Source organism: Aeromonas sp. FDAARGOS 1406 (genome assembly GCF_019048565.1).
Lineage (GTDB): Bacteria > Pseudomonadota > Gammaproteobacteria > Enterobacterales > Aeromonadaceae > Aeromonas > Aeromonas caviae.
The window spans coordinates 3082208-3109193 of the sequence record NZ_CP077378.1 but is presented as its reverse complement, the minus strand read 5'-3'; the positions used below and the strand labels follow the sequence as shown (position 1 = coordinate 3109193).

Annotated in this window: 19 protein-coding genes and 1 pseudogene; 7 read left to right on the top strand and 13 right to left on the bottom strand. The window is 64.0% G+C overall.

Translation table 11 applies throughout. The annotated features are described in order from the left end of the window. Positions 1 to 62: 62 nt before the first annotated feature. Positions 63 to 3758 (bottom strand): methionine synthase, encoded by a 3696-nt coding sequence (gene metH / locus I6L36_RS14660; protein WP_109112531.1) that lies wholly within the window; start codon positions 3756 to 3758, stop codon positions 63 to 65. A 204-nt stretch (positions 3759 to 3962) separates the two neighbouring features. Between metH and I6L36_RS14655 the strand changes: the two genes are divergently transcribed. Both I6L36_RS14655 and I6L36_RS14650 read left to right on the top strand, forming a co-directional pair. Continuing rightward, positions 3963 to 5240 (top strand): sodium:proton antiporter, encoded by a 1278-nt coding sequence (locus I6L36_RS14655; protein WP_109112530.1) that lies wholly within the window; start codon positions 3963 to 3965, stop codon positions 5238 to 5240. 471 nt (positions 5241 to 5711) lie between these two features. Further along, positions 5712 to 5888 carry a hypothetical protein gene (locus tag I6L36_RS14650; protein WP_010672653.1) on the top strand — a complete coding sequence of 59 codons (177 nt, stop codon included), beginning with the start codon at positions 5712 to 5714 and terminating at the stop codon, positions 5886 to 5888. A gap of 103 nt (positions 5889 to 5991) precedes the next feature. Here the strand turns inward: I6L36_RS14650 and I6L36_RS14645 are convergent, their stop codons facing one another. Continuing rightward, positions 5992 to 6513: a GNAT family N-acetyltransferase gene (locus tag I6L36_RS14645; protein ID WP_109112529.1), complete on the bottom strand. Its 522-nt coding sequence runs from the start codon at positions 6511 to 6513 to the stop codon at positions 5992 to 5994. A gap of 140 nt (positions 6514 to 6653) precedes the next feature. On the opposite strand from I6L36_RS14645, the gene I6L36_RS14640 reads away from it, so the two are divergent. Next, entirely contained in the window at positions 6654 to 6917 is a 264-nt protein-coding gene (locus I6L36_RS14640) for a hypothetical protein (RefSeq protein WP_109111809.1), read from the top strand. A 74-nt stretch (positions 6918 to 6991) separates the two neighbouring features. Further along, on the top strand, positions 6992 to 7846 hold the full coding sequence (locus tag I6L36_RS14635; RefSeq protein WP_109111810.1) for a neutral zinc metallopeptidase: 855 nt from the start codon (positions 6992 to 6994) through the stop codon (positions 7844 to 7846). Between the two features lie 73 nt (positions 7847 to 7919). Here the strand turns inward: I6L36_RS14635 and I6L36_RS14630 are convergent, their stop codons facing one another. Continuing rightward, on the bottom strand, positions 7920 to 8597 hold the full coding sequence (locus tag I6L36_RS14630) for an ATP-binding protein (protein WP_109111811.1): 678 nt from the start codon (positions 8595 to 8597) through the stop codon (positions 7920 to 7922). A 154-nt stretch (positions 8598 to 8751) separates the two neighbouring features. Between I6L36_RS14630 and I6L36_RS14625 the strand changes: the two genes are divergently transcribed. From I6L36_RS14625 to I6L36_RS14615, 3 genes and pseudogenes are all read left to right on the top strand, one after another. Next, positions 8752 to 10068, top strand: coding sequence for an MFS transporter (locus I6L36_RS14625; protein ID WP_109111812.1), 1317 nt, complete (start codon positions 8752 to 8754; stop codon positions 10066 to 10068). A 120-nt stretch (positions 10069 to 10188) separates the two neighbouring features. Continuing rightward, positions 10189 to 10911 (top strand): annotated as a pseudogene (locus tag I6L36_RS14620) (MarC family NAAT transporter). 159 nt (positions 10912 to 11070) lie between these two features. Further along, positions 11071 to 11274, top strand: a complete 204-nt coding sequence (locus I6L36_RS14615; protein WP_041212219.1) for a hypothetical protein — start codon at positions 11071 to 11073, stop codon at positions 11272 to 11274. Between the two features lie 103 nt (positions 11275 to 11377). Here the strand turns inward: I6L36_RS14615 and tldD are convergent, their stop codons facing one another. From tldD to I6L36_RS14565, 10 genes are all read right to left on the bottom strand, one after another. Then, the gene (tldD, locus tag I6L36_RS14610; protein ID WP_161469776.1) at positions 11378 to 12826 is read right to left on the bottom strand and encodes a metalloprotease TldD; all 1449 of its coding nucleotides are present in this window, start codon (positions 12824 to 12826) and stop codon (positions 11378 to 11380) included. 57 nt (positions 12827 to 12883) lie between these two features. Then, positions 12884 to 13690 (bottom strand): carbon-nitrogen hydrolase family protein, encoded by an 807-nt coding sequence (locus I6L36_RS14605; RefSeq protein ID WP_109111814.1) that lies wholly within the window; start codon positions 13688 to 13690, stop codon positions 12884 to 12886. 245 nt (positions 13691 to 13935) lie between these two features. Beyond that, positions 13936 to 17835 (bottom strand): YhdP family protein, encoded by a 3900-nt coding sequence (locus tag I6L36_RS14600; protein ID WP_162540497.1) that lies wholly within the window; start codon positions 17833 to 17835, stop codon positions 13936 to 13938. After that, positions 17836 to 19305, bottom strand: coding sequence for a ribonuclease G (gene rng, locus I6L36_RS14595; protein WP_039040432.1), 1470 nt, complete (start codon positions 19303 to 19305; stop codon positions 17836 to 17838). Positions 19306 to 19384: 79 nt separating this feature from the next. After that, the gene (locus tag I6L36_RS14590) at positions 19385 to 19972 is read right to left on the bottom strand and encodes a nucleoside triphosphate pyrophosphatase (RefSeq protein ID WP_109111815.1); all 588 of its coding nucleotides are present in this window, start codon (positions 19970 to 19972) and stop codon (positions 19385 to 19387) included. A gap of 52 nt (positions 19973 to 20024) precedes the next feature. After that, positions 20025 to 20510 (bottom strand): rod shape-determining protein MreD, encoded by a 486-nt coding sequence (mreD, locus tag I6L36_RS14585; protein ID WP_010672635.1) that lies wholly within the window; start codon positions 20508 to 20510, stop codon positions 20025 to 20027. Then, positions 20510 to 21418: a rod shape-determining protein MreC gene (mreC, locus tag I6L36_RS14580; protein ID WP_109111816.1), complete on the bottom strand. Its 909-nt coding sequence runs from the start codon at positions 21416 to 21418 to the stop codon at positions 20510 to 20512. The genes mreD and mreC overlap by 1 nt, the downstream gene beginning before the upstream one ends. Positions 21419 to 21459: 41 nt before the next feature. Beyond that, the gene (locus I6L36_RS14575; protein ID WP_005308111.1) at positions 21460 to 22500 is read right to left on the bottom strand and encodes a rod shape-determining protein; all 1041 of its coding nucleotides are present in this window, start codon (positions 22498 to 22500) and stop codon (positions 21460 to 21462) included. 216 nt (positions 22501 to 22716) lie between these two features. Continuing rightward, positions 22717 to 26538: a DUF6701 domain-containing protein gene (locus I6L36_RS14570; RefSeq protein WP_254052346.1), complete on the bottom strand. Its 3822-nt coding sequence runs from the start codon at positions 26536 to 26538 to the stop codon at positions 22717 to 22719. Next, positions 26535 to 26978 (bottom strand): MSHA biogenesis protein MshP, encoded by a 444-nt coding sequence (locus tag I6L36_RS14565; protein WP_254052347.1) that lies wholly within the window; start codon positions 26976 to 26978, stop codon positions 26535 to 26537. The genes I6L36_RS14570 and I6L36_RS14565 overlap by 4 nt, the downstream gene beginning before the upstream one ends. Positions 26979 to 26986: the final 8 nt, after the last annotated feature.

The window sequence follows — 26986 nt, the reverse complement described above, 5'->3', positions numbered from 1 at the left end:
CCTCGATATGGCGTGCATACCCGGCGTCTGCCCCGCACTGCGTGAAGCGGGGCAGACGGGGATCAATGCAGGTTGGGCCCCAGCCAGCGTTCGGCCTCTGCCAGGGTCATCCCCTTGCGCATGGCGTAGTCTTCCACCTGATCCTGCTGGATCTGGGCCACGGCGAAGTATTTGCTCTCGGGGTGGGAGAAGTACCAGCCGGATACCGCCGCCCCCGGCCACATGGCGTAGGACTCGGTGAGCTGCATACCGATGGCCTGCTCCACCCCCAGCAGCTCCCAGATGCTCCCCTTCTCGGTGTGCTCCGGGCAGGCCGGGTAGCCCGGCGCCGGACGTATCCCCTGGTAATTTTCGCGGATAAGCTCTTCGTTGCTGAGCGCCTCGTCCGGGGCATAGCCCCAGTGCACTTTGCGCACCTGCTCGTGGAGGTATTCGGCAAAGGCCTCGGCGAGGCGATCGCACACCGCCTGGATGAGAATGGCGTTGTAGTCGTCGTGGTCCGCCTTGTAGGCCTTGGCGATGGCCTCCTCGCCGATGCCGCCGGTCACCGCGAAGGCGCCGATCCAGTCGGGCTTGCCGCTCTCCTTCGGCGCCACATAGTCCGCCAGACAGTAGTTGGGGAAGCCCTGCTTCTCGCTCTGCTGGCGCAGGTGGTGCAGCACCTTGCGCACCTGGGTGCGGGTCTCGTCGGTGTAGACCTCGATGCTGTCCCCCACGGCGTTGGCGGGGAACAGGCCGACGATGCCGGCACAGCGCACGCTCTGATCCTTCTCCAACTGGTCCAGCATGGCGTTGGCGTCGGCGTAGAGGCGCGTCGCTTCCTCCCCCACCACCTCATCTTCCAGGATGCGGGGGAACTTGCCCGCCAGCTCCCAGCTCAGGAAAAACGGCGTCCAGTCGATGTAGGGGCGCAGCACAGAGATGGGCACGTTTTCGAAGGTCTGCACGCCGGGCTCCCGGGGCGCCGGGGGCTCATAGCCCACCCAGTCCAGCTGATGGCGGTTGGCGCGGGCATGGGCCAGGGAGACCGGCTTGGAGCGCGGCTGCTTGCGGGCATGCTGATCCCGGGCAATCTCGTACTCCTTGTCGATGCGGGCGACGAAGGCGGGCTTGAGCTCCGGGCTCAGCAGGCTCTGGGCCACCCCCACGGCGCGGGAGGCGTTGGAGACATAGACCACGGGCTCGGAGTAGTTCTGCTCTATCTTCACCGCGGTGTGGGCCTTGGAGGTGGTGGCACCGCCGATGAGCAGCGGCAGCTTGAACCCCTGACGCTCCATCTCCTTTGCTACGTGCACCATCTCGTCCAAGGACGGAGTGATGAGGCCCGACAGGCCGATGATGTCGGCGTTCACTTCCCGGGCCGTCTTGAGGATGGTCTCGCAGGAGACCATGACCCCGAGATCCACGATCTCGAAGTTGTTGCACTGGAGCACCACCCCGACGATGTTCTTGCCGATGTCGTGCACGTCGCCCTTGACGGTGGCCAGCACGATTTTGCCGTTGCTGGAACCGCCGGACTTCTCCGCCTCGATGTAGGGTTGCAGGTAGGCCACCGCCCGCTTCATCACCCGGGCCGACTTCACCACCTGGGGCAGGAACATCTTGCCGGCGCCGAACAGATCGCCCACCACATTCATGCCATCCATCAGCGGCCCCTCGATGACGTGCAGCGGCTTCTCGGCCTGGGCGCGCGCCTCCTCGGTATCCTCCTCGATAAAGTCGGTGATCCCCTTGACCAGGGCGTGTTCGAGCCGCTTGCCCACCGGCCAGCTACGCCACTCCTGATCCCGCGGATCCTCCGCCTGGGCACCCGCGCCGCGATACTTCTCTGCGATGGCCAGCAGCGCCTCGGTGGCGTTGTCGTTGAGGTTCAGCACCACCGCCTCGACCTTCTCTTTGAGCTCGACCGGGATGTCTTCGTAGATGGCAAGCTGGCCCGCGTTGACGATCCCCATGTCCATGCCGTTCCTGATGGCGTGGTAGAGGAAGACGGCGTGGATGGCTTCGCGCACCGGCTCGTTGCCACGGAAGGAGAAGGAGACGTTGGAGACGCCGCCGGAGATCATGGCGTGGGGCAGGTGCGTTTTGATGTCCTTCACCGCCTCGATGAAGTCCACCGCGTAGTTGTTGTGCTCGTCGATGCCGGTCGCCACCGCGAAGATGTTGGGGTCGAAGATGATGTCTTCCGGCGGGAAGCCGACGCGGTCCACCAGAATGCGGTAGGCGCGCTGGCAGATCTCGAACTTGCGGGCCCGGGTATCGGCCTGGCCCACCTCGTCGAACGCCATGACGATGACGGCGGCGCCGTAGCGACGCAGCAGTTTCGCCTGCTCGATGAATTTGTCCTCCCCCTCCTTCATGGAGATGGAGTTGACCACCGGCTTGCCCTGCACGCACTTGAGGCCCGCCTCCAGCACCTCCCACTTGGAGGAGTCGATCATCACCGGCACCCGGGCGATGTCCGGTTCCCCGGCGATGAGGTTCAGGAAGCGCACCATGGCCGCCTCGGCATCCAGCATCCCCTCATCCATGTTGATGTCGATGATCTGGGCGCCGTTTTCCACCTGCTGCTTGGCGACGTCGAGGGCCTCGTCGTAGAGCCCCTCTTTTATCAAGCGCTTGAACTTGGCCGAGCCGGTGACGTTGGTCCGCTCACCCACGTTCACGAACATGGAGTCCGCCGTGATGATGAGAGGCTCCAGGCCCGACAACCGGCAGGCTACCGGCAGATCCGGCAGGGCGCGGGGCTTGATGCCCGCCACGGCGTCCGCCATGGCGCGGATGTGGGTCGGGGTGGTGCCGCAGCAGCCGCCCACCAGGTTGAGGAAGCCGCTTTGGGCCCACTCGCGGATATGCTCCGCCATCTCGACCGCGTCCAGATCGTACTCGCCAAACGCATTGGGTAGACCGGCATTGGGGTGGGCGCTGACATGGGTCTCGCTGATGCGGGAGAGCTCCTCCACGTACTGGCGCAGCTCGTCCGGCCCCAGCGCACAGTTGAGGCCGAAGGAGACCGGTTTGACGTGGCGAAGGGAGTGATAGAAGGCCTCGGTGGTCTGGCCCGAGAGGGTACGACCGGAGGCGTCCGTGATGGTGCCGGAGATCATCACCGGCAGGCTGTAACCCAGCTCCTCGAACACCAGGTCCACCGCGAAGGCGGCCGCCTTGGCGTTGAGGGTGTCGAAGATGGTCTCGATCAGGATGATGTCGGCGCCGCCCTCGATCAGGGCGTGGGTCGATTCGGTGTAGGCGGCCACCAGCTCGTCATAGGTGACGTTGCGCTTGCCCGGATCGTTCACGTCCGGCGAGATGGAGGCGGTACGGTTGGTGGGACCCAGGACCCCCGCCACAAAGCGCGGCTTGGCCGGGTCCTTGGCTGTCCACTCGTCCGCCACGGCGCGGGCCAGGCGGGCCGCCTCCCGGTTTATCTCGGCCGAGAGCGCTTCCATCTCGTAGTCCGCCATGGCGATGCGGGTTGCGTTGAAGGTGTTGGTCTCGAGGATGTCGGCCCCGGCGGCACAATACTGGTCGTGGATCTCGCGAATGACGGTGGGACGGCTCAACACCAGCAGGTCGTTGTTGCCCTTGATGTCGGTATGCCAGTCGGCAAACCGCTCCCCCCGATAGTCCGCCTCACCGAGTTTGTAACCCTGGATCATGGTGCCCATGGCCCCGTCGATGATCAGGATCCGCTCCTTGAGACAGGCTTCCAGCCTGGTTGTGACATCCGCTTTCTTGTTCGACTCTCTGCTCGACACCGCTCGTACCCCTTACATCCATGCAACTGCGTGATGCCCATCCTAGCAGCAATCAAATTAAATGGAAATCTAGCCGTCTATCTGTCCGTGACAACGATTAAATATAACCATAAATAGGTAATGAGCATGATCTAACCCGGGAGTACCCTATGCCCGTCCTCAAGAGGGATACGTGCTTGCTGTTTACCAAAGAGAAAAATAACTATGAGCGTCTACTACACACTCTGCTTCCTGGCAGCGTTGGCGATCTTCATCGCCTTTGCCAACCAGTATGTTGTGAAGATCCAGACCACCATCGCCATCACTGCGGGCTCCATGCTGATCTCCGCGCTGCTGGTGCTGTTTGGCAAACTGGGTTGGTTCAATCTGGAGCCTCTCGCCATCAAGACCATGGAGAGCATCGACTTCCAGAACTTCCTGTTGAAGGGGATCCTGGGCTTCCTGCTGTTCGCCGGCGGCCTTGGCATCAACCTCAAGGCGTTGCGTAGCCAGAAGTGGGAAATCACCATTCTGGCCATAGCCGCCACCCTGCTCTCCACCTTCCTCATCGGCTACGGCTTCTGGTTCATCGCCAAGCTGCTGGGCTGGGATGTGCCGCTGGTCTACTGCATGTTGTTCGGTGCCCTGATCTCCCCCACCGACCCCATCGCCGTACTGGCCATCGTCAAGAAGATGAAGGCGCCACCCCAGATCGCCATCCAGATCGAGGGGGAATCCCTGTTCAACGACGGTGTCGGTCTGGTCATCTTCGCCACCGTGTTTGCCGTGGCCTTTGGCGGCGTGGAGCCCACCTTCGGCAGCGTGGCCGGTCTGTTCCTGCATGAGGCTCTCGGCGGCATCCTGTTCGGGGCCGTGCTGGGTCTCATCGCCCACGTGATGATCAGCGCCACCGACGACGGCTCCCTGGAGCTGCTGCTGACCCTCTGCATCCCGACCGCGGGCTTCGCCTGCGCCAACATGATCGGCGTCTCCGGCGCCCTGGCCATGGTGGTGACCGGCATCATGATCGGCAACTGGACCCGTCACTCCGGCTTCTCCGAGCAGAGCCAGCACCACCTGGATCACTTCTGGGAGTTGATGGATCAGTTCCTCAACGCCCTGCTGTTCCTGCTGATCGGTCTGGCACTGGTGCTGCTGGACCTCGACTGGCGCGACTGGATCCTGCTGGTCATCGCGGTGCCGCTCTGCCTGGCTGCACGCTTCATCAGCGTCTCCCTGCCCTATGTGGCGTTCCGCAAGTTCCGCAACTACAACACCTTCTCGGTGCGCATCCTCACCTGGGGCGGCCTGCGTGGCGGCCTGGCCATGGCTATGGCCCTGGCACTGCCATCCGGTGTCATGATGATCCCGGAACACAACGTCGATCTGCGCCAGGTGATCCTGGTGATGACCTACTCGGTGGTGATGTTCTCCATCGTGGTACAGGGCATGACCATTACCCCCATGATCACCGCCGCCAAGAAGGCCTGCGGCGACGCCTGAGCCCGTCCCTGACCGGCAATGAAAAGGGCTCCCTCGGGAGCCCTTTTGTCATCCCCGTGGCTGTGAAAAACAGGGAATGACTGGGTGAACGCACAATTAGTGTTTGCTTTTTACACATTTCGAGGAGAGAATGCGCGCCGGCTAGTTAATCAGCCCTGATTATGTTCGCAATGCTTCACCTCACGATGAATCCTGCCAGTACCCGCATAACCTTCTTCTGATTTACTCGCCTTGAGAACCGTTCAGGCTGTCTGCCTGCGTTGCCCGGCTCTCACGGTGCAGACCCGATCTGCCCACTCCCAAGTAGCATCATGCATCCGCGTGGTCCTTGGCGCCTTCCTTGAAAGTGCAGACGCCCCTGAACCGGGCTGGGTATTCCTGCGCGCTCGTCCGCCATCGTGCTGACCGCGCCCATTGACCTGACATTTGCCAATACAAGGAGCAAACACTTAATTTATATAGAGAAATACCATGATGAAACACGTACAGATCCGCAAACCCCTGCGTCGCAGCAAACCCATCAACCTGCCCGTGCAAGAGCACGACGACGATGCGTTCCTGATCCAGTTCAGCACCCGCTTCAGCGGCGGCTTCGCCATCTCCTGTGATGGCATCGCCGGCGAGTTCTCCATCGAAGAGCTCAACTGACCTTGCCTGCCCACCGGCAGCACCCGATGCAGACAGGCCGCAACTCACGGCGGCCTCCTTGCCTGACGTCATAGTCTGCATGGCCCCGCTCCCAGAGCGGTGGCTAGACCCCACAAGTCTCCTTGTCCGGCGCCTCCAGCAGCAGGCACTCCTCCTCGCCGGCCCCCAACCTGACCCATTTACCCTGACTCAGCCCCAGCTTGGCGAGTAGCCGGACCGAGCGCTCATTGCCCGGGGTGACGATGGCGACCACCCGCTCGATCCCGAGCCGTTCGCGGCCATCTGCCATGGCCGCCCGCGCGGCTTCGATGGCATAGCCCTGACCACGCCAGGCGGGCAGGAAAGCATAGCCGATGTCTTCACAGGGCAGGGTATCGCGCTTGATCAGACCGCAGATGCCGAGCCTGGCCCCGTCTTCCCGCCGCACCACCAGATAGAGTCCGTGACCGTGGCGGGCATAACTGACCGCAGGCCCCTGCTGGATGTAGTTTTCGGCATCCGCCAGGGTACGTACCCCGCGATCGCCGATGTAGCGGTGAAAATCGCCATCGTTGAGCAGTTCGAGAATGAAGGGGGCATCGACAACGGTCAGTTCGCGCAGTTCCAGGCGCTCGGAGAGGATCATGGCATGGGCTCGTTCGGCAGAGAGAGTGTCCAAGACTGCTCCCGCCCCGCCCCCTTGGCAAGTCCCGGACGATATTTTCGCCCCCGGGAGCCGCGTCCCCGCTATACTGCCCACCCCATGGAACAGGCAGGAGAACGGCCATGACCGATACCCCCGAATTTTTTGATGAAGAGACACTACTGGAGATGGTGGAGAACCAGCTCGCCGACGGCCACCCCCTCCAGGTGAAAGCCACCCTGATGCGCCTGGTGATGAAGGGCACTCCGCGGGAAGAGGCGCTGCAATACATCGCCTGCGCCCTGGGCGCCGAACTCATGGCCATGGAAGCCGAACAGGGCCCCTTCAACCTCGTCCGTTACGGCAAGTTTCTCGACAGCCTGCCCGAGATGCCCTGGGCCGAATAACCCGGGCCGATTAGGCAAGCCCCGGCGCCAGCCATTATCATTACTGCCACCACCAATGACGGGAGTATGGGGATATGCGCTGGCAAGATCGCCGTGAGAGCAACAATGTGGAAGACCGACGCCAGCAAGGCGGCGGCAACGGAGGTGGCGGCCTGCCCATCGGCGGCAAGGGGCGCCTTATCCTGCTGGTGGTGGTCATGGTGGCGGGGTACTACGGCGTGGACCTCGGCCCCCTGTTGCAGGATCCGGCCCCGCAGAGCCAGCCCCAGCGTCAGAACTCGTCCCAGGCTGCAAACGATCCCCTCGCCCGCTTCACCTCGGTGATGCTCGCCTCCACGGAGGACGCCTGGGGCGAGATGTTCCAGCAAAGCGGCAATCACTATCAGGCCCCCAGACTGGTGCTCTATCGCGGTGCGACCCGCACCGGCTGCGGCCAGGGGCAGTCGGTGATGGGGCCCTTCTACTGTCCGGCCGACAGCACCGTCTACATCGATCTCTCCTTCTATCAGGACATGCGCGACAAGCTGGGGGCCGACGGCGACTTCGCCCAGGGCTATGTGATCGCCCACGAGGTGGGCCACCACGTGCAGAACCTGCTCGGTATCTCCACCAAGGTGCGCCAGCAGCAGCAGGGGCTGAGCCAGGTCGCCCAGAACCGGTTGTCGGTCAAGCTCGAACTCCAGGCGGACTGCTTCGCCGGGGTCTGGGGACACTACATGGAAAAAGAGCAGGTGCTGGAGCGCGGCGATCTGGAAGAGGCGCTCAACGCCGCCCAGGCCATCGGCGACGACAGGTTGCAGCAGCAGGGTCAGGGCCGGGTCGTTCCCGACAGCTTCACCCACGGCACCTCGGCCCAGCGCCTCACCTGGTTCAAACGCGGTTTTGACAGCGGCAAGCCCGCCAGTTGCGACACCTTCGCCGCCCGCTGAAGGGGGCAAACGCAAAGGGGCCGATTCCTCACGGAGCCGGCCCCTTTCCTTTCTCACCCGAGGGGGTCTTCCCTCATTCGGGATCCTCCGCCAGCAGATCGGTGAAGACGAAGCCGTCCCGCAGCACCGTTTCCCCCACCCGGATGGGCAGGGGATGCAGGAACATGGGGCCGTCCCAGGCCAGGGTGTGAAATTCCCCGTTCTCGCCGCAGGGATCCACCCCGGCGGGCAGGGCAGCCAGGAAGGCCGGGCCGAATTCATGACCACCAAACCCGGCGTCCAGCTTGCCCGGATCCAGGGTGCAGACCCTGGCCTTGAGCCCGGCGTCGATCATCGCCTGCGCCAGCTCGGTCGTGTCGCTGCCCCAGAGCGGGAAGAGCGGCGTGATGCCGGTCCCCGCCAGTTGCCGCTCCCGATAGGCGCGCACATCCTCAAGAAAGAGATCCCCGAACGCCATGTGGTGAATGCCCTTGGCCTGCACATCGGCGATGAAGCCCGTCATGATGCGCCCATACTCCTCGTTGCTGCAGGGCCAGGGCAGGTCGATGGTGGTCAGCGGCAAGCCCACACACTCAGCCTGTGCCAGCAGCAACTGCTTGCGCACCCCGTGCATGGCCACCCGCTCGAACGCCTGGTTGAGGGTGGTGAACAGCCCCACCACCTCGATGGCCGGATCCTGGCGCAGGCGATGCAAGGCCCAGGCGCTGTCTTTTCCGCTGCTCCAGGAGAGCAGTACCTTTTTCTTCGTCATGATCTCTCCAGCTACTTGCCGCACCGTGCTGCAAGACAGTGTTGCGAATTGTGCGATTTACATTGCGGGACACAAAAGCATACCCTCGTGGGTGAGCGTATCCCCGCAGCACACCGGGGAGAATAACTAAAAAAACGATGGGAAACATAAGGATATGAGTAAAGTCAGCACATCGCACGACCACGGTCGCCCCCTCAATCGACAGGATTACAAAACCCTGAGCCTGGCGGCGCTGGGCGGCGCCCTCGAATTCTACGACTTCATCATCTTCGTCTTCTTCGCCGTGGTCATCGGCGAGCTCTTCTTCCCGGCCGACATTCCCGAGTGGCTGCGCCAGTTCCAGACCTTCGGCATCTTCGCCGCCGGCTACCTGGCCCGCCCCCTGGGGGGCATCATCATGGCCCACTTTGGCGATCTCATCGGCCGCAAGCGGATGTTCACCCTCAGCATCATCCTGATGGCCTTGCCGACCCTGCTGATCGGCCTGTTGCCCACCTACGCCGTGCTCGGCATCGCCGCCCCCCTGCTGTTGCTGCTGCTGCGGATCCTGCAAGGGGCCGCCATCGGCGGGGAGGTCCCCGGAGCCTGGGTCTTCGTGGCCGAACATGTGCCCGCCCGCCGGGTCGGTGTCGCCTGCGGCACCCTCACCGCGGGGCTGACCGCCGGCATCCTGCTCGGCTCCCTGGTGGCGACCGCCATCAACCGTGGCATGAGCCCGGGCGATGTGAGCGACTGGGGCTGGCGTCTGGCCTTCGTGCTCGGCGGCGTGTTCGGCATCGTCGCCATGTACCTGCGCCGCTGGCTGCACGAGACTCCGGTCTTCGCCGAGATGCAGGCCAACAAGTCCCTGGCCGAGGAGCTGCCCCTCAAGACGGTGCTGCGTGAACACAAGGGCAGCGTCGTCGTCTCCATGCTGCTGACCTGGCTGCTCTCCGCCGGCATAGTGGTGGTGATCCTGATGACCCCGACCTATCTGCAGAAGGTCCACGGCATCAGCCCGGCCGATGCCCTGACCGCCAACTCCCTGGCCATCGTCGCCCTCACCCTGGGCTGCATCGTCTATGGTCGCCTGATCGATGCCATCGGCAGCGGTCCTACCTTCATCCTGGGCTCCCTGCTGCTGGCCGGCGCCACTTATACCTTCTACCACAGCCTGGCAGCCGGCACGGATCAGCTGGTGCCCCTCTACATGCTGGCGGGCTTTGCGGTGGGCATCGTCGGCGCCGTGCCCTACGTCATGGTCAATGCCTTCCCGCCGGTGGTGCGCTTCTCCGGGCTGTCGTTCTCCTACAACGTGGCCTACGCCATTTTCGGCGGCCTCACCCCCATGCTGGTCACCCTCTGGATGAAGGAGGACGTGCTGGCCCCCTCCCACTATGTGGTCAGCCAGGCCGCCCTCGGTTTCGTGCTCGGCATCTGGCTCTGGCTGCGCCAGCGCGGCCAACGCCAGGCCACCCCGCAGGCCGCCTGATCCTTCCCAAGCAAGCCCCGCACTGTCGGGGCTTGTTCTTTGCGGATATCATCGACCGGGTGGCGGTCCGCTGCGGACCTGCCAGCTCACCCCAATCCGTCCATCTGCCCGAGGTCCACTATGTTCTTCCAGGTCGTCTTTCTCGCCTTGCTGGCCCTGCTGCCCATGGTCAACCCGCCCACCACGGCCACCCTGCTGCTGGGACTGAGCAAGGGCATGTCCCGCGAGCACATCCGCCGCTAGATCAACATGGCCGCCCTCTATCTGTTCGCCACCCTGTGCGTCAGCTTCTTCATCGGATCCTCCATCCTGGATCTGTTCGGGATCTCCATTCCCGGCCTGCGCCTGGCCGGTGGCCTCATCATCGCCTTCATCGGCTTTCGCATGCTGTTCCCCTCGCCAAACCAGTCTGCCGGGGTCGAGGCCAACCAGAATATCGCCTTCGTGCCCCTGACCATGCCCAGCATGTGCGGACCCGGTACCATGGCGCTGGTGATCAGCGGCGCGGCCCAGATCGCCGAGTTACCGGCCGAGGCCGATCGCGTCGTCATCTATGCCGCCATGGTCACCGCCTTCGCCCTGATGAGCCTGATCAGCTGGGGTGTGCTCAAGCTGGCGGATCCCGTCTGCAAGATCCTCGGCGCCACCGGCATCGACGCCATGACCCGCATCATGGGTTTCCTGCTGGTGTGCATGGGTATGCAGTTCTGCATCAACGGCGTCAAGGAGGTGGCTCAGGATCCCGTCTTCCATGGCCAGGTGATGGAACAACCCGCTGCCGCCTTGCCGACCCATGCCGGATCTACCGCCCTCGATCATCTCGCCGTGCCGCGCCAGCCCTGATTGAAAACGGTGTCATTTTTCGTGCAAATCCCTCCTGATCTTGCGCCTGATCATATTGCCTTCATCTTGATGGGGTAGTCTGGTTTTTGTACAGGCAGGGTTCAGAAGGTTGCCGCTAGCGTGGCATGTGCTGACCCCATCACTTGAGGAGATATGCAAATGGAAAAGATGCTGACCGAGATTGGAAGCTACAGCCTGTTTCATGAGTATCTGAACGTGGTCGGTGCCGCCAGCCCCGCGCTGACCCGGATCAAGACAGGATGGGAATTCAAGCGAAAGGATCGCCTGCTCGCCCAGATAAGGGTGGATGACCACGGCCATGCCCGCTTCTTCATCGACGCCCGCGCCATTTCGGTCAACTGACCCGACCCCTTTCCCAGCCCCGGCGCCTGCCGGGGCTTTTTATTGCTTGCGCGTTCCAATAAAAACCCCGGCGCCGGGCCGGGGTTTACAAAGGTGTGTGACCTTACTGGGTGCCGCCCACGGTGAGCTGATCCAGCTTGAGGGTGGGCTGGCCGACGCCGACCGGTACGCTCTGCCCCTCCTTGCCGCAGACCCCGACCCCGCGATCCAGCGCGAGATCACGGCCCACCATGGAAACTTGGCTCATCGCCTCGGGGCCGTTGCCGATCAGGGTCGCCCCCTTGATGGGCGCGGTGATCTTGCCATCCTCGATGAGGTAGGCCTCGGAGGCGGAGAAGACGAACTTGCCGGAGGTGATGTCCACCTGGCCGCCACCGAAGTTGGGGGCATAAATGCCCTTCTTCACCGAGGCGATGATCTCCGCTGGATCGTACTGACCCGCCAGCATGTAGGTGTTGGTCATGCGCGGCATCGGCAGGGCGGCGTAGGATTCGCGGCGGCCGTTGCCGGTGAGCGGTACCCCCATCAGGCGAGCATTCTGCTTGTCCTGCAGGTAACCCTTGAGGATGCCGTTCTCGATCAGCACGTTGTAGCCCCCCGGCGTCCCCTCGTCATCGATGGAGACGGAGCCGCGCCGACCCGGCAGGGTGCCGTCATCGACGATGGTGCAGTGTTTGGAAGCCACCTGCTCGCCGATGCGCCCGGCAAAGGCGGAGGAGCCCTTGCGGTTGAAGTCCCCTTCCAGACCGTGACCCACCGCCTCGTGCAGCAGCACGCCGGGCCAGCCGGCACCGAGCACCACCGGCATGGTGCCGGCCGGGGCATCGATGGCCTCCAGGTTGACCAGGGCCTGGCGCACCGCTTCACGCACATAGCCAAACGCCCGGCTCTCGAGCCCGTCCAGCTCGAGGAAATGGTCGTAACCGAAGCGGCCACCGCCCCCCGCGCTGCCGCGCTCACGGCGATCCCCCTTCTCGGCGATGACGGTCACCGAGAGGCGCACCAGGGGGCGCACGTCGGCGGCCAGGGTGCCATCGGTGGCGGCCACCAGGATCTCTTCATAGACCCCGCTGATGGAGGCCATCACCTGATTGATGGCGGGATCCAGGCTTCTGGCGAACTTGTCCATCTGCTCCAGCAGGGCAATTTTCTGCTGCTTGTCGAGGGTCTGCAGGGGATCCAGCGCCGGGTAGAGCAGGTTTGCTTCGGTGCGAGCCCATGCTTTTACCTTGCCGTGAGCACCGGCGGCGGCGATGCCGCGAGCGGCAGTCACCGACTGTTGCAGCGCCAGCAGGCTCAGCTCGTCCGAGTAGGCGAAACCGGTCTTCTCGCCGCTGACGGCGCGCACCCCCACCCCCTGATCGATGTTGTAGCTGCCATCCTTGACGATGCCGTCCTCCAGCATCCAGGACTCGTGCCAGCTGCGCTGGAAATAGAGGTCGCCGAACTCCACCTGATGGCTCATCAGGCTGCCGAGCAGCTGTTGCAGCCGCCCTTCGTCGAGATCGTTCGGGGCCAACAGGGAGGCACTAACCTGGCTCAATAGACTCAAATCTTTCTCTCCACTCTCATGCGAGATGTCGTAACGGTTAAATCCACGGCCGCGGGCTCACAGCAGGCGGGCGTGTTGCAGCACCGGCATGGTGCGTTTCAATTCATCGATCAGGGCCCCATCCAGCGGCGCCAGCACGGTGCCCTGCCCCGACGCCCGACAGGCCAGCACCCGGCCCCAGGGGTCGATCACCATGCTGTGGCCCCAGGTCTGGCGCCCCGTCTCGTGGGTGCCCCCCTGGTTGGCGGCCACCACGTAGCACTGGTTCTCGATGGCACGGGCCCGCAACAGGGGCTCCCAGTGCGCCTCGCCGGTGACGGCGGTAAAGGCGGCAGGCACCAGCAGCACCCGGGCACCGGCCCGGGCCAACTGGCGGTACAGCTCGGGAAAGCGCAGATCATAACAGATAGAAAGGCCGAGGGGACCAAAGGGGGAGTCCACCAGCACAGGCTGATCACCCGGGCTGAAGGTCTCCGACTCCCGGTAGCGGCCGTGATTGTCCGCCACGTCCACGTCGAACAGGTGGATCTTGTGGTAGTGCCCCTTGAGCGCGCCGTCGGGATCGAACACCAGGGTACTGGTGTGGATGTGGTCGGCACCGGCGATGGCGGTGGGCATGGCCCCGGCCACCAGCCAGATGCCGTGGGATTTGGCCCAATCAGAGAGTTGCTGCTGGATTGGGCCATTTCCCAATGGCTCTGCCCCGTCCAGATACCCCTGCCGCTCGCCAAAGAGGGCGAAGTTTTCCGGCAGCAGCACCAGCAAGGGGCGCTCCCCGGGCAGACTCGCCAGCTCGGCGGCGATCCGCTCCCGGTTATCCTGCCAGGTACGACCCGAAATCAACTGCATGGCAGCTAGCCACATGACGCGCTCCTTCTGTTGGGCGAGCCGGTGGCAGAAGGCCTCCTCGGCTCGCAGGGCAATATCCGCACTCTTCTGTTAGGCGAGCCGGTGACACAAGGCCTTCTCGGCTCGCAGGGCAATATCCGCACTCATCTGTTGGGCGAGCCGGTGACCGGTGACAGAAGGCCTTCTCGGCTCGCGGGGAAATATCTGCACTATGAGGGGTTTGGCGGCCGGGGGAAAGTCCCCCAGCCCGGTGCATGCCCTCAGCGCTGACCCGAGCCCTGGTGCTTGGGATCGAGCAGGAAGGGGGTGACCTCCTTGGCGGGCAGGCCGGGCGCCACCGCATCCACCGCATCCTTCTGGTGCTGGTTGAGCTTGATGCGGGCGCGATCCCGCCCCGCCTCCACCAGCCTGGGGGCGTCCAGCGGGCCGGAGACCCGAAAATCGATGCGGGTCACCACGTCCACCACTGGCTCCAGCAGCTTGGAGAGGGCCAGCACATAGAGCCCGGTGATGGGGGTCAGGGAGAAGGCCGCCACCACCGGCAGGGTGCCGCCCAGGTTGGGGGAGAAGCTCAGATCAAAGTCGAGCCGCCAGCGCACCAGATCCGCGATGCCCTTGCCCCGCAGGTTGCCTGCGGCCCCCTTCATGTAGAAGTCGTTGTTCTCCACCACCCCCTGATTGACCTTGGCGGAGGCGGACATGGACTCGAAATAGAAGCCCTTGTCGAATACATCGCGAAAATCGAGGCGCAGCTTGCGCATCAGGGAGTCGAGGCTCAGCAGGGAGAGCAGCCGGGCCCCCTTGTCGTTGACCTCCCGCAGGGTGCCTCCCTCCAGCTGGTAGTCGGCGCTGCCCGCCAGAGTCGGCAGGCTCAGGCGGTAGGGCACGTCACGCCAGTTCAGATCCAGCGCCAGCTTGCCCGGGGCATCCCCGATGGGCGAGGTGTAGCCGAGCCGCTTGAGCAGCAGCTCGCTGTTGCGGGTCTCGAGGTTCACCCTGGCACGGGTCTGCATCTGGCTGCCACGGGCCAGCCACTCGGCGCTGCCGCGCAGGGTGCTGCCCGCCAGGCGCATCTCCAGTCCCTTGAGATCCAGCCGGTTGGCCCCGGGCAGCAGCTCCCCCTTCACCTCACCCAGGGGCAGCTCGCCGAAGCGGCAATCCACGCAACTGAAGGTGAGCCAGGGAATGGCATTCATGATGGCCCTGTCCTGGCGCTCATCGGGATCCGGGCTGAGATCGGTCCCCTTGCCGGACCAGTAGATGCGGGCAAACTTGGCATCGATGGGGCGCCCATCGGCCACCGGCACCCGCACCACCCCCATCACGTCGGGGCTGTCGATCATCACCTCGGTGGCCTGGTTCACCGGCCCCAGGGTGAAATGTACCGCCTTGAGGCTGGCACTGCCGATGTCGGCACGGGCCAGCTGGCCATCCACCCACCACTCCTGGGGCAAGAAAGAGGGGCCCACCACAGCATTGTCACTCGGCGCCGAACCGGCCGGCAGCCACTGCTTGAGACGGGCCAGCCAGCCGGCCACGTCCGCCTGCTGCTGGTTGATGGCGAGCAGCATGGGCTTGTCCTGCATCACCCGCGCCCCGGGCTGGCCGATATTGACCCGCACCCGGCTGAGATAGGGCACGCCGTCGCCGTACACCAGGCGGCTCTGCATGTCGATGTCCGCCCCCAGCACGGCGCGGATGTCGGCGCTGCCATCCCGCCCGCGGGCCGTCACCTTGAGGGGCAGCCGGGTACCCGCCGCCTTGGTCAGGGGCACGGGCAGATCCAGCCCCATGCCCTGCAGGTTGGAGTCCAGCGCCAGCTGGAAGCTGAACGCCTTGTTCTCGGGCAGGGTCAGCCCCAGGGTACCGGACCAGTTGCTGCGCCCCTGGAGCATCTCGAGGGCCGGTATGTCCCGGCGCTGGCGGCGGCTGTCCCACTGCCCCTGGAACTTGAGGTCGGCCTGATAGCCGTGGGGCAGTTGCCGCCCCTGATAATCCAGGGTCAGCGGCTGGTTCCACAGGCTGGCCTTGAGGTTGTGAATGCGAGTCTGCTCGTTGTCATACTCGAGCGTCCCTGCGACCCCGTCGAGGGGCAGATCCAGGGAGGCGATCCTCACCTTGTTGTCCTTGAAGCTGGCTTCCCCGCTGGCCTTGACCTCCCCCTCGCCATCCAGCGGTATGTCGAGCTTCACCGTGCCCTTCATGGGGCCGCGGATCTCCACCTCCCGCAGCGCCTGACCGACGGTTCCCCCCAGCGGCGAGTCCTGCAAATAGTCGCTGATGGCCTTGCCCTCGCCCTCAACCCTGGCATCCACGTAGAGGTGAGCACCCGGATAGAGGTCCGGGATCCAGGCATGCACCGAGTCGGAGCTGGCCTTGCCGAGCTGGGTGGCGCGGCTGTTCATGTCGAGGCTGGCGTTCTGGAACAGCAGATCGATCTGCAGGTCGGTCAGCGGCTGCCAACCGGGGAAAAACTCGTAGGTGGCCTGTTGCAGCGGCACCGCCACCTGGAAGACGCCCTTGCCGTTGTCGTAGGGGAAGTCACGGAATTCGCCGTACCAGAGCAGGTCGGCCCCTTTGGCCTTGCCCCCCTTGATGGCGCCGCTCAGGTAGCTCACCAGCCCCTCATCCATCACCGCCAGGGGGTAGTAGCGATCCGCATGGGCCGCGTTCTTGACGTCGATGCGCCCGGTCAGGGCGAGGAAGGGGTGCTCGAACAGCTCGAGGCGAAACCGGCTGGCGAGGCGCAGATCCGGGTTCTCCAGGGCAATGTCCTGACCATAGAGCACCCAGCCTTGCGGCGCCCGCCACCAGTCGAGGGCTGCACTCAGGCTGTCCACCGGGATGGGTTCCTTGAAGTGGCGGGCCGGATCCACCTTGCCCTTGCCCAGGGTCAGGCGGGCACGCCCCCCGTTCGGGGTCAGCCAGAAGTCGCCGTCCAGCTTTTGCAGACCGGGCACATCGTGCCAGGCCCGGGTCCCGAAGCCGCGCAGTTGCCCCTGCACAGAGAGCCCCTGCCAGTCCCCGTCGGCCTGCAGGACCAGCTCCTGCAACTGGCCCCTTGGCCGGGTGCGCTTGAGGGTCTCGGTCAGCTCGGGATAGAGGCCGGAGACCAGCTGGCTCAAGTTGGCAATCTGGTCGATATCGATGGCGGGCACATAGCCCTGGATGCGCGAGCCGATGCGCTCGAGCTGCAGGCGGCTGTGCAGCCAGGTGGCGCCATCGAGCTTGAAGATGACGTCGTGGCTGGCGAGCTGCCACGCCTCGCCGTCCCGGCGCAGCTGGATCTTGCCCCCCTGCAGGTCGAGGCGGTGCGACTCTCCCTTGATCTCGTCCTTCCAGATCAGGTGGTTGTTGCCAAAGGCCAGCAGGGAGTTGCCGAGCCTGCCCTTCTCGAACTCGCTCCAGAGCTGGAAGTCGAGCTGGCCGCTCACCGGCGGCGCGCCGGCGTGGATCCGGGCCAGCATGGGGCTGATGTCCAGCTCGCTGGCCCCCAGATAGAGCTGGCCCTTGAGGCGGTCGAGCCGCACCTCGGGGGCATCCACATCGATGATGAGGTCCAGGGTGCTCTCCCCCACCCCGTTGATGAGATAGGCCTTGCCGACCCCCTGATGCCGCTTGCCGCGGTTCTGCCAGCGCAACTGGGCGATGTCGAGGGCGCGCACCTCCCCCAGTGCCGTGGTGAGGCTCAGGCGTGTGTCGTGAATGTCGAAGGTGGAGAGCTGGGTCAGCAGGAAGCGCAGCAGGGCCTCCTGCTGGTTCGCGCTCTTCCCGCTGACGGGGGTGGCGGGCTGGGTCATGTCCAGCGCGATGTTGCCGTCGCTCAGGATCAACTGGCCAAACACCGGTCTGAGTTCGTTGAGGGAGCGCCAGAAGTCGAGGTGGGCCCACACCTTGCCAAGGCGCAGGGAGAAACGCCCCGAATCGGGGGCGATGGCCAGTCCTTCCAGCCCGATGGCCGGGCCGCGGGGAGTCCACTCCAGCCCGACGTGATCCACGCTCACCTCGAGCTGACTCTCTCCGAGCAGGGTCCCTATCACGGCCGCCCGGTGCTGGTTGAGCAAAGGGCCGCCCAGTCGTACCACGCTGACCAGAACGGCCAGCAGCACGAAGAAGACTCCGAGGGCCAACCAGCCCCGACTCAGCCAGCGATAGACCAATTACATCATCACCACATCGAACTGTTCCTGCCCACAGAGCGGCTCGGAGACCACCCTGACCTGCTTGCCGATGAAGACTTCCAGCTCCGCCAGACTGTGAGACTCTTCCCCCCGCAGGTAATCGGCCACCGAGGGGGCCGCATAGACGGTGAACTGATCCGCGTCGTAGGCGCGGTTGACCCGGATGATCTCCCGCAGGATCTCGAAGCAGACCGACTCCACCGTCTTGACCCGGCCGCGCCCCTTGCACTCGGGGCACTCGGCGCAAAGCACGTGCTCCAGGCTCTCCCGGGTACGCTTGCGGGTCATCTCCACCAGCCCGAGCTGGGAGAAACCGTTGACGTTGGTCTTGGCCCTGTCCTTGGCCAGCGCCAGCTCCAGGCTGTGCAGCACCCGACGACGGTGATCCTCGGACTGCATGTCGATGAAGTCGATGATGATGATGCCGCCGAGGTTGCGCAGGCGCAGGTGACGGGCGATGGCGGCGGTGGCCTCGACGTTGGTGTTGAAGATGGTCTCTTCCAGATTGCGATGGCCGACGAAGGCGCCGGTGTTGATGTCCACCGTGGTCATGGCTTCGGTCTGATCGATGATGAGGTAGCCGCCGGATTTCAGCTCCACCTTGCGCTCCAGGGCGCGCTGGATCTCGTTCTCCACGTCGTAGAGATCGAAGATGGGCGACTCGCCGGAGTAGTACTCCAGCTTGTTGGCGAGCTCGGGCACGTACTCCTCGGTGAAGCGCTTGAGCTGATCGAAGCTCTGGCGGGAGTCGACCCGGATCTTGTCGAGCTCGGCCCCGACGAAGTCGCGCACCACCCGGAACGCCAGGCTGGGATCCTCGTAGAGGATCTTGCAGGGGGGGTACTTCTGCTTGCGCTCGAGGATCTTGCGCCACAGGCGCTTCAAGAAGGCGGCGTCCTGCTCCAGCTCCTGCTCCCCCACCCCTTCGGCGGCGGTGCGGATGATGTAGCCGCCCAGTTCGTCCACATAGCCGGCCACGGTGCGCTTGAGGCGCTCGCGCTCCGCCTCGGATTCGATGCGCTGGGAGACCCCCACGTGGGCACTGCCCGGCATGAAGACCAGATAACGGGATGGCAGGGTGATGTCGGTGGTGAGGCGAGCCCCCTTGGTACCGAGCGGGTCTTTGACCACCTGTACCATGATGTCCTGCCCCTGGCGCACCAGTTCGGCGATGTTGCCGGCCTGGAACTGCTCCTTCTCCTTGATCGCCACACACTCGGTATGGGGCACTATGTCGGAGGCGTGCAGGAAGGCGGCCTTGTCCATGCCGATGTCAACGAAGGCGGCCTGCATGCCGGGCAGCACGCGGCTGATCTTGCCCTTGTAGATGTTGCCCACGATGCCGCGCTTGGCCTGACGCTCCACATGCACTTCCTGCAGCAGACCGTTCTCGACCAGGGCGACCCGGGTTTCGGAGGGGGTGACGTTTACCAGCAGTTCTACCGACATAAGTTACCTTGCCTTTCTAGTTTTGAATTCTGGCACGACGAACAACGGGTAACTCAGCAGCGCACTGCTGACGAGAGGATTACCGGGTCTGCTCGAGGTGCTGCTTGATCAACAGGTCCGTCTCCAGCAGGGGCAGGCCGACCACGGCACTGTAGCTCCCCTCGAGGCGACTGACGAATTTGCCGGCAATGCCCTGGATAGCATAGGCGCCCGCCTTGTCGCACGGCTCGCCGGTGCGCCAGTAGGCTTCGATCTCGGCCTCGTCCAGCTTGCGAAACGCCACGTTGGTGGTGACCAGCCGCACATCGCACCGCTCCGGGGTGGCCAGGGCCACCGCCGTCATCACCTGGTGTACCCGCCCGGAGAGGGCTTCCAGCATGTCCTTGGCGTCCAGCAGGTCGGAGGGTTTCTCCAGCACCCACTCCCCCAGCACCACTATGGTGTCGGCCCCCAGCACAGGCAGCGCCGTGGGCGCCGCGGCCACACCGGCCATCGCCTTGTCGCGGGCCAGCCGGCAGACGTAATCCTGGGGCTTCTCACCGTCGTTGCGCAGCTCCGGCACATCCAGCTTGAGGACCTCGAAACGGTAGCCCAGGCGGGTCAGAAGCTCGTGCCGGCGGGGAGAGCCCGAGGCGAGATAGAGTTGCAGTTCGTTGTGCTTGTTCATACTTCACTCAATGAGACGATGCGCAGTTACAATGCGTTGTTTTTATTCACATTCACTTGATATTGAAGCGACGCCGCACCTTGCGCAAGACCATAAAAATCCAGGGCCATATTAACATCGTCGTCAACGTCGACCAAAAGTAGGCGAAGTTGAGGCTGGCCCGGCTGAACAGATGCTCCGCCCAGAACACGGTGATCTTCCCCACCAGGGAGAGCAGACCGATGATCAGCGCCTGCTGCCAGAGGGAGAAGTTGCGGATCTTCTGGAACTGGAATGCCGCCAGGTAGGTGGTGATGGCCATGGCCATGGCCCGCACGCCGAGGGTGCTGCCGAGCAGCACGTCCAGCAGCAGGCCCGCCACCCAGGCGGTGCCGACGTTGGTCCGGTGCGGCAGCGCCAGCGCCCAGTAGATGAGCACCATGGCGAGCCAGTCCGGACGGAAGGGTTCGAATTGAAAGGGAAGTGGCAGGATGGAGAGGCACAGGGCCAGCAGGATCGAACACCAGATCCAGATCCTGCCACTGGCGGGTTGCAGCATCAGCGCGTCGCCCCCGCCGCCGAGGTTGCCGTGGCCACCGAGGCGCTCGCCGCAGGCTCAAGGGCATCCTTGTCGTGTACTTCCGGTTTCTTGTCGGTCCACAGCAGCAGCAGGTAGCGCAGACGGTCCAGCGCCACCAGGGGCTTGGCCTCGATCTGGGCGAAGGGCTTGCCCTCCACGTAGTCGGAGCGGGTCACGGTGGCCACCGGATAGCCTTCCGGGAAGCGGCCGCCCAGGCCCGAGGTGACCAGCAGGTCGCCGACCTGGACGTCGGTGTTGCGCGGCAGGTTGCGCAGCTCCAGCTTGTCGAGCTCGCCGCTGCCGGAGGCAATGGCGCGCAAGTCGTTGCGCAGCACCCGCACTGGGATGCCGTGGCTGGAGTCGGTGATGAGCAGGACGCGGCTGGTGGTGGATCCCACGTGCAGCACCTGGCCGACCACCCCCTGATCGTTGATCACTGGCTGACCGTTGTAGACGCCGTCCAGCGCCCCCTTGTTGATCAGCACCTGGTGGCTGAAGGGATCGGAATCCACCGACAGTAGCTCGGCCACCATCTTGCGGGACTCCTTGTGCACGGGGGAACCGAGCAGCTCTCGCAGGCGCTGGTTCTCGTGCTCCAGCTGATCCATCTTCAGCAGGCGCGAGCGCAGGGTGAACAGTTGCTGTTCCTGCTGCTTGGTCTGCTCGATGAGATCGGCACGGGTCTGCACCTGGGTCGACATGGTGTCGAGCAGGGTACCTGGGGTGTTGGCGATGTACTGCAGCGGGCTCACCAGGGAGCTCAGGTAAACGCGGACGTGGCTGAACACACCGAAGCGGGAATCCGCGACGATGGCAGCGACGGAGATGATGACGGCGAGAAACAACCGTAACTGAAGCGAAGGGCCTCTACCAAAGATGGGTTTCATGAGTCGTCAAAAAAGAGCCGGCGCTCGGCCGGCTTTGGGTCTTATTCGTAGTGGAACAGATCGCCACCGTGCATATCGATCAGCTCCAGCGCCTTGCCACCACCTCGGGCGACACAAGTGAGGGGATCTTCAGCCACGACGACCGGGATGCCGGTCTCTTCCATCAGCAGACGGTCGATGTCCTTGAGCAGGGCACCACCACCGGTCAGCACCATGCCGCGCTCGGAGATGTCGGACGCCAGCTCGGGCGGGGATTGCTCCAGGGCCACCATGACGGCGGAGACGATGCCGGAGAGCGGCTCTTGCAGCGCTTCCAGGATCTCGTTGGAGTTCAGGGTGAAGCTGCGCGGCACCCCTTCGGCCAGGTTGCGACCACGGACTTCGATCTCGCGCACCTCTTCGCCCGGGTAGGCGGAGCCGATCTCGTGCTTGATGCGCTCGGCGGTGGCTTCCCCGATCAGGCTGCCGTAGTTGCGACGCACGTAGCTGATGATGGCTTCGTCGAACTTGTCACCACCGATACGGACGGACTGGGAGTAAACCACGCCGTTCAGGGAGATGATCGCCACTTCGGTGGTACCACCACCGATGTCCACCACCATGGAACCGGTCGCTTCGGAGACCGGCAGGCCGGCACCGATGGCGGCAGCCATGGGCTCATCGATCAGGTAGACCTCGCGGGCACCGGCGCCCAGGGCGGATTCCTTGATGGCGCGACGTTCCACCTGGGTGGAGCCGCACGGTACGCACACCAGCACGCGCGGGCTGGGGCGGAAATAGTTGTTGTCGTGAACCTGCTTGATGAAGTGCTGCAGCATCTTCTCGGTCACATAGAAGTCGGCGATCACGCCGTCTTTCATCGGACGAATGGCGGAGATGTTACCAGGGGTACGACCCAGCATCTGCTTGGCGGCATGACCGACAGCAGCGACCGATTTGGCGTTCCCGCGCTCTTGGCGAATGGCGACAACTGAGGGTTCGTTAAGGACGATCCCTTGATCTTTTACATAGATCAGGGTGTTGGCAGTTCCCAAGTCGATCGACAGATCGTTGGAAAAGACGCCTCTGAGCTTTTTGAACATGGCTACGGGAAATCCTAAGAATTTTGAGGTGCAGAAAACCGGCTAACTTTACCAATGCCCACCCCAATGGGCAAGCGCTCAAACTGTCGCCAATCAATCAGGCGCGACAAAAATGCGAGTCATCACTCACCCGCACAAGCCGACAAACTCTACGAAACAAGGAGATAAGACGCAGGTGTACACCAATGCGTCTCTCTCATCACCGCGGCACGGGTGTCAGGGCATCACTTCCCGGCGATAAATAATTCTGTCATTACCCCGATCCCGGCCAAAGATGGCCTCCCCCAGCAGGTGATCCGCCGTGGCCGGGTCCGCCAGCCAGAGTGGCCGTGACGGCTGTTTCGACAATTCCACCTTGTAGGGAATGCCAAAAGCTTTATTTGGTACTGGTACTGGTGCAGAGAAATGAAACAGGATCTCCCCTTTGTTTGCCGTCGCTACACTGGCTGGCGCAGCCAAACCACTGAGCGTCAGCGTACTGCGGAAAGATTGCTGCGGCGTGGCTCCTGGCACCTGACCCGTGGCCTCATAGGAGCCGTTGTTGAAACTGATCTTGCGCGTCGGATCTAGGCTGGTTGCCGGATCAAAGCCCTCATTGGCCAGAGATAGCTGTGTACACACATCCGCTTGATTGACTTTCCACCTCCCCCCTTCGAAATACTGTACCTGCAAGGGCAGCGCCAGGGGGGCGCTGGCGACCCCCTGCCGGGTGCTGGCCAGCAGGCGGCCGTAGTAGGCGAGCATGGTGTCGTCCGTCCCCTGTGGGACATCGAGCCGCTTCGCGGTGCAATTCACCCCGCTCTGGCAGGTGCCGGTCACGGCGGGATTCATGTCCCGGTCGGCGAGGAAGCTGGTCTCGGGCGTCTCGCCATCCGCGACCCGAAGGCCGAACTGCAGCCGCCGCAACGGCTCTTCCGGCGCACTCAGGCCCGGGGTCAGCTCCCGCAACCGCATAAAGCGGCTCTGGCCGGTGAAGTCCGCCACGCCGGCGGACCAGCTGGTCACCAGGGGATCCAGCCGGTTGGATCTGTCCACCCCGTCCTGGTTGTTGGCGACCACCAGGGTGAGGGCACCCCTGGCAAAGGCATCACGGTAGTTCTTCGTGACGCTCCCTTCCTTGTTGCGCGCCTGCACCGTTGTCTGCACGTCAAATGGCTGGCTCATATAGCTGAAACCGCCGCAGGCCGGAGTGACGGTGCCGCTCACCAGATTGAAGTCCCAGGGCACGAAGCGCCCCACCGGCACGCTGCTGGCTGGGGGGATGGTGTAGCCGAAGTAACCCGAGGCCGGCGGGGTCGCCGTCATCCTGAACACACCGACCTCATTGACCGTCTGGGTGAGGGGGTTGAGGTTGCTGCTGCCCTGCTGGTTGGAGTGGTCATAGCTGACAGTGCCGACCACTGCCTCCACACCTGGTGAAGGAGCCACCAGCTGGCTGCCCAGGGCGATATTGGCCAGCGTAAAGTTGGGAGTGGGCAGGTTGCCGCTACAGAAGTCGGTATCAATGTCGGCCTGCCAGGCCATGGCAGCAACGGTCAGCGGGAATGCCTCTCCCGTTCGCTTGAACAGCGGGCAGCTACTGTTGCCTGCCGCGCAGGCTCCCTGGGTTGGCGTGATGCAGAGCCCCACCGGACGGCTGATGAAGGTGTCCGACCCCGTCATCACCAGCCCCGCCGTATCTCCGCTGCCATCGTGGCGGGCATTGAGCCGTATCTGGCCCGCGTCTGGATAGCGAACATTCTTCAGGGTCGCCTTGCCCTGGCTATCGAAGTTCACGTTGATGACAGTGCCCGTCGGCGACGCCACATTGGCCGCATATGTCGAGACAGGGTTGCCATCTATCGCGACCTTGCTGCCAAATGCATTGGCATCGGGAGTGATATAAGCGCCCCAGAAGCTGACCGGCTTGCTCACGCCGGCGAAGCCGGGAACGCACTGCTTGGTCGCATCGTCTTTCTTAACGGCGCTGATCACCACATCCTGCGGCCTGTTGGCATAGGTATCCAGCACATCGAACACGAAGCCGCTGTCGGCAAAGCTGAGGGTACAGGCGGCGGCGCTCAGGGCGCCGCTGCCGGCGCGGCACAGGGTAGTACTGAGCGGCCTGGTGGCGGGTGTCGAGCCGCTCACCCCGACGGTCATGGCCGTCGCCAGATTGTTGCGAAGCTGCAGGGTCGTGGTGCCACCGCTGAAGGTCACGGTGGCGGCGTTGCCTCCATAGGCCACCTGGCTGCTGGCCACCCAGCCATTGCTGCCGCTCTTGAGCGGGGTCAGCGTGGCGCTCACCTGACCCGTGACCAGCAGGCTGCAACTGGCGTTGGCACAGGCGCGTATGGTCAGGGTCTCCGGATTGCAGGTCAGGGCGTTGCCACTGTGATCGAACTCGAAGTGATCGATCTGGGTGCCCACCGGGTTCGAACGCAGGGCGCAGATCTGGACGTTGTCGATCTGGTGGGCGTTGGTCAGATCCCCCGTGGAGCCTGTCAACGACAGCAGCAGGTTCTCCGGGATCGCCGCCTGGCCGCTCTGGGCGGCGGCATTGAAGCTGCCGATCAGGGTGCTGTAGCCGCTGCCGGTGTTGCGCTCCACCTTGACCAGAGACTGGCCGCTGACCCGGGAGTCGACCGTCAGCCGATAGCGGTGTGGCCGGTTGGTGTTGGTGCCGCTGTCCACGGTCGGCGACAGGCAGTTGCCCGTAGTGTTGGTGGTGCCGTCGTTGCAGGTTCCCTTGAGATAGTTGTAGCCGCTGGTGCCCGAACCCGAGCCCCGCACCACGACCGACTGGCGACGCTGGCCCACGTTGATCGTGCCCCCCTCGCCGGAGAAGTTGCCGAACTCATCGATGCCTATCCCCAGCCAGCCCCCCGCAAACCCGTTCAACCCCGGTTTGAAGCCGTAACCGAGCGGTCCGCCGAAGGCACCGGGCTGGGGGGTCACCCTGTCGTCGGAGAGCACCACCGCCATGCCGTCCGCCCCGTTGCCGCTGTGGGCGTACTGGTCGAACTCTATGGTCACCAGGTTGTTGGCGGCGGGGAAGAGCCGCTGGTAAGTGGCCGAGGTGGATTGCTTGGTGCTGGCCTGGGTCATCCCCAGCCGACCATTGACGATGGCCGGGGTAAAGCTGCCGCTGCTGCGGGCCACCACCCAATTATTGCCGAGGGCGCTGGCGGAGAAGTCGTCGCTGAAGCAGGTGAGCAAGGGCTCACCGCTGTCATAGAGGACCTTGCTGTTGCCCTTCAGATTGACGTTCCTGGCGCTCAGCTGGCCCCGCAGCACCACCTCATTCTCGAAGGTGGCGTCCCCTTCCGCGTAATAGGTCCCGGCCAGCTGGTCACTGCCGGTGAGCATGAGGCTGCCGACCACATAGGCCTTGAAGGCGGACCCCGTCTGCAGCTGCGAGTCGTTGTGCGCCGTGATGTCGCCCTTGACGTAAAACGAGGTGGTGCCGCTGCCAACCAGCTTGATAAGGCTGCCCCCCGTCAGTTGCAGATCACCCTCTATGATGTAGGTCTTGCCAGCCGTCAGCGTCATCACGCCGCCATTTTGCATGGTCAGGCTCTTGATCACATAGGTGCTGTATTTGTCCGAGAAGCTGACATTGCCAGACCCGTTGGCATTGACCAAGCCATCTATGGTCAGGCTGCCCAGATCCCAGCGGCTGCTGCTGGCCTCCTTGCCGTAGTTGGGGGTGGTCCCGAGGATGACGGTGGGGGTGGTCCAGTTCGCCACCGTATAGCTGGCCGAATCCGTGCTGCCCGGAAAGGCAGGGCGGGTTTGCTTCAGGCTCGCCACCCCGGTGATCTGGCACTTGCCCGTGCCGCAGGCCAGCGCGTTCATCTCATTCGTATACCCGGTGACCCGCTTGAAGCAGACCTCCAGGCCATTGTAATTCTCCACCCGGGCACCGGACTGCATATAGAGGGTACCGGCCGTATCGTGACTCTGGATGGGGCCGGGGAAGACGCTGTTACAATCCAGCGCGGCCTGGACCGGCAGGCACAGCAACAGCAACAGGGCGGCACACAGGCGACGCATCATGGGTTTACTCCATCGAAGGCTTCAGCCACCATAGTCCGGCTGACGGCAAAATCCGGGTTGGGGCCACTGTTCACGCCCGGATCGCCGCAGCGCCCCTCACTGCGGAATCTGTACCCGGTCTGGGTCCCTCCGGCCGCGCTCACGGCGATCTGCTGACAGCTCACCTCGGCTTCGCAATCCGCCAGCCCGGGCAGCGCAAAGGCGGTCGTGGTCGATGCCTCGCACCGCTGGGCGGTCCACTCGTCGTTGGGATAGAGCCGGTAGAGCGCGATCTCCAGCCCGCTCTGGGCCGCCATCAGGGCCCGCACTCCGCGCACCTCCACCGTATTCTTCTCGCCGCTGTCCACCAGGAAACGGCCCATGGCAGCCGCCAGCAGCGCCATGATGACGATGACGAAGAGAGCGATCATGATGGCGCTGCCGCGCTGGGCGTGTCGCATACGGGGGG

Coding starts and splice junctions, on each gene's coding strand:
- I6L36_RS14655 (WP_109112530.1), top strand. CDS start 3,963: ATGAGCGTCTACTACACACTCTGCTTCCTGGCAGCGTTGGCGATCTTC.
- I6L36_RS14650 (WP_010672653.1), top strand. CDS start 5,712: ATGATGAAACACGTACAGATCCGCAAACCCCTGCGTCGCAGCAAACCC.
- I6L36_RS14645 (WP_109112529.1), bottom strand. CDS start 6,513: ATGATCCTCTCCGAGCGCCTGGAACTGCGCGAACTGACCGTTGTCGAT.
- I6L36_RS14640 (WP_109111809.1), top strand. CDS start 6,654: ATGACCGATACCCCCGAATTTTTTGATGAAGAGACACTACTGGAGATG.
- I6L36_RS14635 (WP_109111810.1), top strand. CDS start 6,992: ATGCGCTGGCAAGATCGCCGTGAGAGCAACAATGTGGAAGACCGACGC.
- I6L36_RS14630 (WP_109111811.1), bottom strand. CDS start 8,597: ATGACGAAGAAAAAGGTACTGCTCTCCTGGAGCAGCGGAAAAGACAGC.
- I6L36_RS14625 (WP_109111812.1), top strand. CDS start 8,752: ATGAGTAAAGTCAGCACATCGCACGACCACGGTCGCCCCCTCAATCGA.
- I6L36_RS14615 (WP_041212219.1), top strand. CDS start 11,071: ATGGAAAAGATGCTGACCGAGATTGGAAGCTACAGCCTGTTTCATGAG.
- I6L36_RS14605 (WP_109111814.1), bottom strand. CDS start 13,690: ATGTGGCTAGCTGCCATGCAGTTGATTTCGGGTCGTACCTGGCAGGAT.
- rng (WP_039040432.1), bottom strand. CDS start 19,305: ATGTCGGTAGAACTGCTGGTAAACGTCACCCCCTCCGAAACCCGGGTC.
- I6L36_RS14590 (WP_109111815.1), bottom strand. CDS start 19,972: ATGAACAAGCACAACGAACTGCAACTCTATCTCGCCTCGGGCTCTCCC.
- mreD (WP_010672635.1), bottom strand. CDS start 20,510: ATGCTGCAACCCGCCAGTGGCAGGATCTGGATCTGGTGTTCGATCCTG.
- mreC (WP_109111816.1), bottom strand. CDS start 21,418: ATGAAACCCATCTTTGGTAGAGGCCCTTCGCTTCAGTTACGGTTGTTT.
- I6L36_RS14575 (WP_005308111.1), bottom strand. CDS start 22,500: ATGTTCAAAAAGCTCAGAGGCGTCTTTTCCAACGATCTGTCGATCGAC.
- I6L36_RS14570 (WP_254052346.1), bottom strand. CDS start 26,538: ATGATGCGTCGCCTGTGTGCCGCCCTGTTGCTGTTGCTGTGCCTGCCG.
- I6L36_RS14565 (WP_254052347.1), bottom strand. CDS start 26,978: ATGCGACACGCCCAGCGCGGCAGCGCCATCATGATCGCTCTCTTCGTC.